Here is a 9,790-nt window from a genome sequence, read left to right as displayed (position 1 = left end):
CCCCCCCCCCCCCCCCCCCCCCCCCCCCCCCCCCCCCCCCCCCCCCCCCCCCCCCCCCCCCCCCCCCCCCCCCCCCCCCCCCCCCCCCCCCCCGGGCCGGTCAGAAGACGCTCACGTTGTACTTGGCGAGCGCCTCATTGACGGGCTGGAAGAAGGTCGTGCCGCCCGTACGGCAGTCGCCGCTGCCACCCGAGGTGATGCCGAGCGCCTTGGTGCCGTCGTAGAGCGGGCCGCCGGAGTCGCCGGGCTCGGCGCAGACGTTGGTCTGGATCATGCCGCGGACGGTGCCGCCGCCGGAGTAGTGGACGGTGGCACCCAGCCCCGTCACGGTGCCGCCGTGCGTGCCGGTGGTCGACCCGGTGCGCTTGACCGACTCGCCGACGTACGCGTCGGGCGCGGAGGAGAAGCCGCCGGTGTGGCTCAGCGCGGCGTTGTCGTACCGGACCAGCGCGTAGTCGTTGCCCGGGAAGCTGGAGTTGACGGTCGCGCCGATCGACGTGCTCTGGCCGGACGTCGTGTACCAGGTGCTGGCGATGTTGCCGCAGTGCCCGGCGGTGACGAAGTAGTAGGTGCTCCCACTGACCACGTTGAAGCCGAGCGAGCAACGGTAGCCGCCACCGTAGATGGCGTCGCCGGCGGCCAGCAGCGGGGTGAACGCACCGGGAGCCCGCTGGATCCTGAGCGCGCCGGCGTCCGCCCCGGCCGCCCTCTTGATCTTGGCGAGCGCGGCGGGGGAGACGGTGCTGTCGGCGGTCACGACGACGCGACCGGAGTGCTGGTCCACGTACCACGCGGTGCCGCCGACGTCCGCACTCAGCACGGCCTCGCTCACCGCGGAGAGCTGGGCCGGGCTGAAGGACTGGGCCGGAGCGGCGATGGCGCTCGGCGCGGCGACCGCGGTGGCGGACAGCAGGCCGATGGTGGCGGCGAGGACTCGGGTGTGCCTCGCGATCCTTCTGGTGGGGGTGGTGCGCTTGATCCTCACTGATCTCCTCCTGGGAGTGCCCGTGTCGGGGTTGGGGCCGTGAGGCGCAGTCAGGAAGGCGGCAGCGTGGGGTGATCTGCCCCTGACAGGCGCGCTGACAGGGAGTATGGGTACCCCGGCGGGGCGGCACAAGACTGCGGACACGATGACGACAACCACTTCGGCCCAGGCCGCGTCCCATGGTTGATCAATCCCGTGGAGGGCCCGGCGTCCCGTCGGGCGCCCCCGGAGCGCCGGGCGCAGCCGCCGGCGCCATCGCCCGCCCCGGCGCCCGCTGACCGCCCGTGGCGGCCCGGACGCCGGGGCGGCGGGGCCGTCAGGCGCCGGTTTCGTGCAGGCGGCGCAGGATCGCCATCAGCTCCTCGGGCGGGGCGATGGAGAACGAGCGGGTCGCGTCGTCGATGTGGGTGAGCGAGGTCACGGTGCCCTTGCGCCACCAGTAGAGCCGGGGCGAGAGCGGGCCCGGGTTGTCCTGGTGGGCGCCGAGGCCGAAGGCCGCGAGGTCGTTGACCGCGTCGACCGCCTGGTGGCCGGCCAGCGGGTGGAAGACCAGGTAGTGCCGGCTCGGCACGGTGAACAGCGCGCCGTCCTCGGGCAGGTCACGCCCGGTCACCGCACGGGCCAGGTCGTCCAGGACCAGGGCCTTGCTGGCGACGAACATCGACTCGCCGGACACGATGTGCAGGGCCGCGCCACCCTGGCCCTGGGCCACGTCGTACTCCACCGGCTCCCGGACCAGGTTGGCGCGCCCGGCCGCACGCAGCGCCTCCAGGCCCACCTCGGCCACCGACCGGTCGTCCAGCAGCCGCACGGCCTCCGGCAGGTCCAGCGCGAGCGCCTCCTGCAACCCGGGCGCGACGGGGCGCACATAGCTGAACGAGGGCGCCGCCTCCGGCGGGAAGGCGTCCTCGGGCAGCAGGCGCAGATAGGCCGAGCGGAGGATCTGCTCGGAGCCCTGCGGGGTCGCCGCCTCGGCGCCGTCGAGGGCGCGGAAGTGGTGCTCCACCAGCCGGGGCCACTCGCGCGGGTCGGCGCGCCGGCACAGCTCGGCGAGGTTGTGGAGGGCGCGTGTGCCCTGCGGCGCGTGCACGGTGTCACCGGCGACGGTGATCCGCGGGTCGCCGGCGTGGTGCCGGCGGACGAGGTCGCGCAGGTACTCGGCCTGGTCGGTCGTCAGGGCGGTGAGGTGCGGGTCGTGCTGGGGCGTGGCCTTGGAACGGAAGAACTTCATGGGCCCGACCCTACAAAAGCAGTCCGACACCGGTGATCGGAGGGCCGGGTGCGCATAAAAGTACGTCAGCTGCTCAGCGAGGCCACCCCACCGCAGGCGGACGGCCTCACCCCAGGTGGACGGCTTCTGCGAGGAGGCGGTAGGAGTCGAGGAGTGCCGCGCGGTCGTAGGTGCTGGTGGTCACGAGGAACTCGTCGGCCCCGGTGCGCTCCATCAGGGCGGCGAGCCCGGCGGCGGCCTGGCGGGGCGTGCCGGCGATGTGGCCGCGCAGGGACTGCTCGTAGGCGGCGCGCTCGCGCGGGGTCATGGCCCGGGCCAGGATGTCCTCCACGGGGGCGAGCGGCGGGAACTCGCCGTGGGTGCGGGCGTGGGCGTTGGACCAGGCCTCGGGGACCAGGAGGTCCCGGGCCTGCTCGGCCGTCCCGGCAACCGTCACCGTTCCCGAGACGACCACGTACGGTGCTGCGGCCTGCGCGGACGGGCGGAACCGGGCGCGGTAGCGGTCGATGGCGGCCAGCATCCGGTCCTCGCCGCGGACGGCGGCGATGACCAGCGGGAGGCCCGCGTCCGCGGCGAGGTCGGCACCCGCGCCGGTGGCCAGCACGAACGCCGGAACGTGCAGGCCCTCGGCGGGCCGGGCGTGGACGTCGCGGTGCGTGCGGCGGGCCCCGTCGAAGTAGCCGAGCAGTTCGGCCAGCTGGGCCGGGAACTCGTCGGCGGCGTCCTTCTCCCGGCCGAGCGCCCGCCGGACGCCGTCGGTGAAGGCCACCGAGCGGCCGAGGCCCATGTCGATCCGCCCGGGAAAGAGCGCGGCGAGCACGCCGAACTGCTCGGCCACCACCAGCGGCTGGTGGTTGGGCAGCATCACGCCGCCCGTCCCGACCCGGATCCGGGTGGTGGCCGCCGCCACCGCCGCGGCCAGCACGGTGGGCGCCGATCCCGCCACCCCGGGCACGCCGTGGTGTTCGGACACCCAGAAGCGGTGGTAGCCGAGGCGCTCCGCCTCCTGGGCGAAGTCCACCGTGTCCCGCAGCGCCTGCGCTGGCTCCTGCCCCTGCCGCGTCCGGGAGCGGTCGAGGACGGAGAGGCGGATCGCGGGCTCTGCAGTGGTCACGTCGGCAGCAACGACCACCGTCACGGATCTCATTCCCGGGGCACCGGCCGGACACCGCACCGGCCGCCGTCCGGCCGGCGCTCGGCCGGAATCCGGGGTGGTCCGTCAGCCCGCCGCGCCGGAGCCGGCCCCTACCACCCCCGGCCGTCCGAAGTCGGCGCCCGGGCGGTGCCTCTCGCAGAGCCACCCGCCAGGGTAGAGGCTGGCCCCGGCGCCGCACGGCGTCGTACCCGCCGAGCAGACACCAGGGCGCAGCGGGGCCACGGGCGGCCGCTCGGGTCGCACCGGTGCGGCGACGGGCGGCACGGCGGTCGGCGGCAGCCTGAGGGGCTCACCGGTGTCGCGTGGCGGGAGGGCGCCGAACCGGCGGTGCCCGCGCTCGGCCCGGTCCAGGACGCACTGCACGCCCCGGCGCCGGCGCGGGGCGGCGCGCCGCAGGTGGGGGGCCGTCGCGTGTCCGGCGTCAGAGCCGTCGGCATGGTCGGCATGGTCGGCGAGGACGCCGCCGTTGGCGAGGAAGGCGTCCCGGTCGGAGGTGGAGGCCCAGAAGCGGTGCAGCCCGCGGGCGGTCCTGACGGTGAGCGGGACGTAGGCGCCGCGGGCGATGTCCCGGACGAGGTCGTCGAACTGGCGGCCCCTCGGGTCCCAACGGGGGTGGTGGTGGCTGCGGTTGCCGCTCCCCTGTTGCGGGCAGGGCGCCGACGTGCGGTCGCACCGTTCCAGCGTGAGGGCGCGGACGCCGCCGCGGACGAGCAGGTCGCGGCTGTCGCGGATCGCGGCGGCGGGGAGGTTGTCGGTGCGTGTCCAGTGGACGACGTCGATGAGCGGGGCGCCGGCGTCGACCGTGTGCCAGACGGCGGTGATCCCGGCCGCGCGGGCGGCGGCGTCGCGCTCGCGGGCCGTTCCGGCGGCGAGGTAGGAGAGTTGGGGCCGGAATCCGTACCGGCGTCCGCCCGCACCGGTCACCAGCACCTCGGGCCGGTGCCTGCCGGGGCCGCCGGCCGCCGCGACCTCGACCCGGTGGCCGTCGCTCTCCGCGGCCCGCGCGTACCGCTCCCGGTACGCCTGGTGCGCGTCGCTCTCAATGCCGTGGTGCCGGCGGACCGGATTGTGGTGGGCGGCGATCCGGAGGCCGCCGCGTTCGTAGACGTACATCCATTCGGGCCGGTCCGGCCGGTTCTCCAGGCAGTCCGGGCAGTACAGGCCGCGCTGTTCGACGGGCCTGCGGTCGGCGAGCAGTTGCTGCCACAGGCCGGGGTGTGCGGGGTGTCCGAGGTCGTCACGGTCGAGGTCGAGAAGTGCGCCGATGCGGGAACAGAACACCGGGTTGCGTTGGGGGAGTTCACCGTCGAAATTGTCCATGGCATCTCATTTCTGCCATCAACCGCCGAGGTAACGGGCCTGGCCTACGGGCACCCCATGCCCCGTCGGCCGGGAAATCCAACGTGCCGGCCGCCGTCATCCTTCCGGATTTCCCCCACCTGCCGGGGATTGTCCGGAAACCGACCTTTGGCCGGACGCAGCGGGAACTCCCACCCCATCGGCAACACGGAACCGATTTCCCGCCCCAATGGTGAAAGGAATCGCCACGGACGCCTACTGGCGGCGGACAGGCCGGCAGCCCACCGGCTCAGCGGCCGTCGGACGGGGCACTGCGAAGCGTCTGCCTTGCACCGGCTCTCCCAGCCGGTACAGGCAGGGACCTTTGCCCCGCAATGGGCAAATCCCTGAGCTCTACCATGCCTCAAGGAACGGCGGAGTGGAGAAGGAAGCACGTCGCGGAGCCGCCCGCTGCGCCATCATGGCCGAGCGGATCCGCGTTGCCCACCGATTGAATTCGCGGACCCGGCGGCGCAACTACGGCGCCGCCGCGGCCCGTTCAGCGGCCCGACTGCACGTCGCTCAGCCGGCCAGGACCACCGTGCTCGTGGCGGCGGGGGCCGGTGCGGCGGGTGGCGCCTCCTCGGGGAGGCGGCGGTGCTCCTGGGGAGTGAGGCCGCGGACCCGTTTGAAGGCGGCGCTGAGGGCGAAGGCGTTGCTGTAGCCGACCCGGCGGGCCACCGAGGCGACGGTGTGCCCGGGGTCGCGGAGCAGGTCGGCGGCCAGGGCCAGCCGCCAGGTGGCCAGGTAGGCCATGGGCGGCTCGCCGACCAGCGCGGTGAAGCGGCGGGCCAGGCCGGCGCGGGAGACGCCGACCTCGGCGGCCAGCGCGGCCACCGTCCACGGGTGGGCCGGATCGTCGTGCATCAGCCTCAGGACGGGGCCGACGATCTGGTCGTGCTGGGCCCGGTACCAGGCCGGGGCACCGCTGTCCGGGGCGGCGAGCCAGCTGCGCAGCACACCGACGACAAGGAGGTCGAGCAGGCGGTCCAGGACCAGCTCCTGGCCGGGCTCGTCGCGGGTCAGTTCGGTGGTCAGCAGGCGGACCAGGGTGTCCTCGGTGGAGGCTGCGTCGGCCCCGGCCGGGCGGACCAGCAGGGTGGGCAGGTGGTCCAGCAGCCGCCGGCCGATCTCGTGTTCGGCCTGGTAGGTGCCGGAGAGCAGGACGGAGTAACTCTCGTCGCCGGGCCGGACCTCGCCCCAGGTGCGGAGGCCGAGGGCCATCGAGGCGGAGACGTCCGCGCCGTCGCGCGAGCAGGCCTGGCCGGGGCCGATCACCACCTGCACCGGGGTGTCCGGGGTGTCGGCGACGGTGTACGGCTCCGGTCCGCGCACGATCGCCACGTCGCCGGGGCGCAACCGCACCGGGGTGCCACCCTCCGGCACGATCCAGGCGTCCCCGCGGATCGCGGTGACCACCGACAGCGGCGCGCCGTCCTCGATCCGCAGGGACCACGGCGGGCTGAGGATCGAGCGGAGCAGGAACGCGCCCCGGGCTTTGGGCCCGTCGAGCAGGCCGGTGAGCGTATCCATGGGGTAATCCTAGACGCGTGGACATGGATTGACGCTGCGTCATTTGAGAGAGTCTTGAGCAGTCGGGCGGGCAGCGCCCGGCCGTCCGGTGGATGATCGGCAGAGCAGCTGCCGTCGGTGACGACGCGGGTGCGCAGCAGGGCCGCCGGCAACGACGCCGCGGCCGCAACGCCGCCGGCCGGAAAGAGGGATGAGCCCGATGGAACTGTCGCGTGTGATCGCGCTCGTGGCCGCCACGATCACCACCGGACTGAGCGCGGGGCTGTTCTACGCCTACGCGTGCTCGGTGATGCCGGGCCTGCGTGGGACGGAGGACCGGACGTTCATCGAGGTGATGCAGCGCATCAATGTGGCCATTCTCAACGGGTGGTTCCTGCTGGGTTTCGTCGGGGCGCTGGTGACCACGGCGGTGGCGGTGGCGTTGCACCTGCCGGCCGACGGGCACCGGATGCTGCCGACGGTGGTGGCGGCACTGGTCTTCTACGGGGCCTCGCTGGTGGTGACGCGGGTGATCAACATTCCGCTGAACGACGCGCTGGCCGCCGCCGGGGAGCCCGGGCGGATCGCGGACCCGGCGGCGGTGCGCGGCCGGTTCGAGGCGCGGTGGGTGCGGTGGAACGTGGCGCGGGCGCTGCTCTGCACGGCGGCGCTCGGGTGCCTGTGCTGGGCCCTGGTGCTGCACGGCAACGCGACGGGCTGAGCCCGCCCGGGCCAGTTCTTGCCGAATTGGTCCAGACCTATTGACGTTGTGTCAGGGGCGCTCCTACGCTTCCCTGCGATCGCGGTACGCGCCCCGGGGCACCCCCATGCCTGTCAGGGCCGCGACATCCGCGGTCGGGCTTCCCGCCGACCACCCCCACTGTCACTCGCCATGGCCCTCCCCCACACCGGCCCCGCACGGGGCCGCCCACCGGGCCATGGCCGGGAAGGGAGCACACGTCATGATCCGACGGACCGTACGGCTGCTGGGCGCCGCCCTGGCCCTCGCGCTCGCCGCACCGGTGAGCGCCGCCACCGCCGCGACCGGCTCACCCGCCACCGCACCCGGTACCACCGCGGCGGCCTCCGGGACCGCCGCCGAGACCACCACCACGGGCAGCACCTGCGCGGTGAAGTCCCGCCCCACCGGCAAGGTGCTGCAGGGCTACTGGGAGAACTGGGACGGTGCCGCCAACGGCGTCCACCCGCCGCTCGGCTGGATCCCGATCACCGACAACCGGATCGCCGCGCACGGGTACAACGTCGTCACCACGGCCTTCCCGGTGATCCTCTCCGACGGCACCGCACTCTGGCAGGACGGCATGGACAGCACCGTCAAGGTGCCCACCCCCGCCGAGGTGTGCCAGGCCAAGGCCGGCGGGCTCACCGTCCTGATGTCCATCGGCGGCGCCGCGGCCGGCATCGACCTCAGTTCCACCGCGGTCGCCGACCGCTTCGTGGCCACCATCGTGCCGATCCTCAAGGCCAACAACTTCGACGGCATCGACATCGACATCGAGACCGGCCTGGTCGGCAGCGGCAGCATCACCAGCCTCTCCCCCTCCCAGGCCAACCTGATCCGGATCATCGACGGCATCCTCGCCCGGATGCCGGCCGGCTTCGGCCTCACCATGGCCCCCGAGACCGCCTATGTCACCGGCGCCAGCATCGTCTACGGCTCCATCTGGGGCGCCTACCTGCCGGTCATCAAGAAGTACGCCGACAACGGCCGGCTCTGGTGGCTGAACATGCAGTACTACAACGGCAGCATGTACGGCTGCGCCGGCGACTCGTACTCCGCCGGGACCGTCCAGGGCTTCACCGCCCAGACCGACTGCCTCGACAAGGGCCTGACCGTCCAGGGCACCACCGTGAAGGTCCCCTACGACAAGCAGGTCCCCGGCCTGCCCGCCCAGCCCGGCGCGGGTGGCGGCTACATGACGACAGGTCAGGTGGCCCAGGCCTGGAACACCTACGGCAGCGGCTCCTCCGGCAAGCTCAAGGGCCTGATGACCTGGTCGCTGAACTGGGACGGCTCCAAGAACTGGACCTTCGGGAACAACGTCAAGTCGCTCCAGGGGCGTTGACCCCGGGGCAGACCCTGGGCAGATCCTGGGCACCCCCCGGAGCAGATCCTGGAACACCGCCCTCGAACACAACCCGAAGCCCCCGGCGGCGCTCAGCGCGTCGTCGGGGGCTTCGAGGACTTCAAGGACTTCGGGGGCGTCGAGGGCAGCGGGGGCGCCGAGGACTTCGGGGGCTTCGGGGGCTTCGGGGGCGTCGGGGGCTTGTTGCGCAGGGGGGCCAGTTCGCGGGCGAGGGTGGCCACGTCCAGCGCGATCCTCCGGGCGATCTCGCGAGGCCCCGCATCCGCGGGAAGCCCGCGGCTCCACGAGCGGGCGTGCGCCGGACCATCGTGCGCCATGTGGAAGTTGAGCCGCAGCGCCCCGCCCAGGTCGACCAGGCCGATCAGGAAGTGCGTGTCGGACAGGTCGATCGTCACCTCGTTGCCGATGCACGAACAGCCGACGAGATCGCCTATCTCCTCCTCCGCAAGGTACTTGGCGAGCGGGATCGCCCTGCCCTCCACACGGAACGGTCGCAGTGCGGGATTCACGGTGGCTGCCGCCCCTTCGCCGGGTCGTCGCTGTGCCCGCCATGATTCTAGACCCCACCCTTTCCGGCCAAGTCACCGGCACCCCACCGGACTTGGGCGACAGCACGAGGGGGCGCAGAGGGAGCACGGCGACGCGCAGGGGCGCGATCCGGCCCCGCAGCCGGGCGCCGGTTCAGCGCGAGGCGCGGGCGTGCAGGAGCAGGGCACGGATCAGCGCGGCGAGGCCCGCCGTGCAGAGTGCGGTGCGCAGCATGTTGGTGGCCACCCAGGTGGACTCGAACCGGGCCCGCACCGCGGCGAAGTCCGCGATCTGCGACGGGTCCCCGGCCTGGGCCAGTTCGTTGTTGAGCGGGATGTTGACGCCCATCGTGACGACCAGCGCGGCGACGTAGAGCAGGGTCGCGGCGCCGGTCCAGAGCGCGGCGGTGCGGCGCCCGGCGCGGTACTGGAGGTAGGCGGCGACTCCGGTGACCGCGAACGCGCCGACGAAGACCAGGCCGAAGAGTCCGTTCTCGATCGCCTTGTTGATGTTCTGCATGGCCGTGACGTACGTACGGTCGTCACCCTTGGCCAGGCCCGGCATGACGGACACGTCGAAGGCGAAGAAGAGACCGGCCATCAGGCCCATCGCCACCGTGGCGGTCGCGAGCAGCGGTCCGGCGGCCCGGCTGCGGCCGCCGGCCGCCGACGGGGCGGAGGTGGTGGCGGGCGTGCCGGCAGAGAGGGCGGGGGCGGTGGTCTGGTCGTGGCGCATCGGAGTTCCTTCGATCGGACGGTCGGCGGGGCAGGCGGGGCAGGGGGCCGACGCGGGCGGCCGGCCCGGTCAGCGGCGGTGCGGCGGTGCGGCGCCGGGGGGGGGGGGGGGGGGGGGGGGGGGGGGGGGGGGGGGGGGGGGGGGGGGGGGGGGGGGGGGGGGAGGGGGGTGGGGGGGGGGGGGGGGGGAGAAGAAGG

At 73.8% G+C, this 9,790-nt stretch carries 9 protein-coding genes; 2 read left to right on the top strand and 7 right to left on the bottom strand.

Annotation, left to right across the window (positions count from 1 at the left end; all coding sequences use genetic code 11):
• Positions 1–100 precede the first annotated feature (100 nt).
• The 5 genes from ACZ6NC_RS32890 to ACZ6NC_RS32870 form a co-directional block, all read right to left on the bottom strand.
• Positions 101–985 (bottom strand): S1 family peptidase, encoded by an 885-nt coding sequence (locus tag ACZ6NC_RS32890; RefSeq protein WP_465737517.1) that lies wholly within the window; start codon positions 983–985, stop codon positions 101–103.
• Positions 986–1,301: 316 nt separating this feature from the next.
• Positions 1,302–2,216 carry a hypothetical protein gene (locus ACZ6NC_RS32885; protein ID WP_465737516.1) on the bottom strand — a complete coding sequence of 305 codons (915 nt, stop codon included), beginning with the start codon at positions 2,214–2,216 and terminating at the stop codon, positions 1,302–1,304.
• Positions 2,217–2,322: 106 nt separating this feature from the next.
• A complete protein-coding gene (locus tag ACZ6NC_RS32880; protein ID WP_465737515.1) occupies positions 2,323–3,330 on the bottom strand; it encodes an LLM class flavin-dependent oxidoreductase in 1,008 nt (335 codons plus the stop codon).
• A gap of 105 nt (positions 3,331–3,435) precedes the next feature.
• Entirely contained in the window at positions 3,436–4,692 is a 1,257-nt protein-coding gene (locus ACZ6NC_RS32875; RefSeq protein ID WP_465737514.1) for a hypothetical protein, read from the bottom strand.
• Positions 4,693–5,232: 540 nt separating this feature from the next.
• Positions 5,233–6,243 (bottom strand): AraC family transcriptional regulator, encoded by a 1,011-nt coding sequence (locus ACZ6NC_RS32870; RefSeq protein ID WP_465737513.1) that lies wholly within the window; start codon positions 6,241–6,243, stop codon positions 5,233–5,235.
• Positions 6,244–6,442: 199 nt separating this feature from the next.
• Between ACZ6NC_RS32870 and ACZ6NC_RS32865 the strand changes: the two genes are divergently transcribed.
• Together ACZ6NC_RS32865 and ACZ6NC_RS32860 are read left to right on the top strand one after the other, a co-directional pair.
• Positions 6,443–6,943 carry an anthrone oxygenase family protein gene (locus ACZ6NC_RS32865; protein WP_465737512.1) on the top strand — a complete coding sequence of 167 codons (501 nt, stop codon included), beginning with the start codon at positions 6,443–6,445 and terminating at the stop codon, positions 6,941–6,943.
• A gap of 241 nt (positions 6,944–7,184) precedes the next feature.
• On the top strand, positions 7,185–8,309 hold the full coding sequence (locus ACZ6NC_RS32860) for a chitinase (protein WP_465737511.1): 1,125 nt from the start codon (positions 7,185–7,187) through the stop codon (positions 8,307–8,309).
• A 92-nt stretch (positions 8,310–8,401) separates the two neighbouring features.
• On the opposite strand, the gene ACZ6NC_RS32855 is transcribed toward ACZ6NC_RS32860, so the two are convergent.
• Together ACZ6NC_RS32855 and ACZ6NC_RS32850 are read right to left on the bottom strand one after the other, a co-directional pair.
• Positions 8,402–8,839 (bottom strand): hypothetical protein, encoded by a 438-nt coding sequence (locus tag ACZ6NC_RS32855; protein ID WP_465737510.1) that lies wholly within the window; start codon positions 8,837–8,839, stop codon positions 8,402–8,404.
• Between the two features lie 172 nt (positions 8,840–9,011).
• Positions 9,012–9,593: an anthrone oxygenase family protein gene (locus tag ACZ6NC_RS32850; RefSeq protein WP_465737509.1), complete on the bottom strand. Its 582-nt coding sequence runs from the start codon at positions 9,591–9,593 to the stop codon at positions 9,012–9,014.
• Positions 9,594–9,790: the final 197 nt, after the last annotated feature.

The sequence above is a fragment of the Kitasatospora sp. NPDC041988 genome, assembly GCF_055588525.1.
The sequence above is the reverse complement of the archived record's forward strand: the minus strand, read 5'-3'. Positions and strand labels throughout refer to the sequence as shown.

Bases quoted from the DNA above. Each gene is read 5' to 3' on its own strand.
- ACZ6NC_RS32885 (WP_465737516.1), bottom strand. From the start codon at position 2,216: ATGAAGTTCTTCCGTTCCAAGGCCACGCCCCAGCACGACCCGCACCTC.
- ACZ6NC_RS32865 (WP_465737512.1), top strand. From the start codon at position 6,443: ATGGAACTGTCGCGTGTGATCGCGCTCGTGGCCGCCACGATCACCACC.
- ACZ6NC_RS32850 (WP_465737509.1), bottom strand. From the start codon at position 9,593: ATGCGCCACGACCAGACCACCGCCCCCGCCCTCTCTGCCGGCACGCCC.
- ACZ6NC_RS32870 (WP_465737513.1), bottom strand. From the start codon at position 6,243: ATGGATACGCTCACCGGCCTGCTCGACGGGCCCAAAGCCCGGGGCGCG.
- ACZ6NC_RS32860 (WP_465737511.1), top strand. From the start codon at position 7,185: ATGATCCGACGGACCGTACGGCTGCTGGGCGCCGCCCTGGCCCTCGCG.
- ACZ6NC_RS32875 (WP_465737514.1), bottom strand. From the start codon at position 4,692: ATGGACAATTTCGACGGTGAACTCCCCCAACGCAACCCGGTGTTCTGT.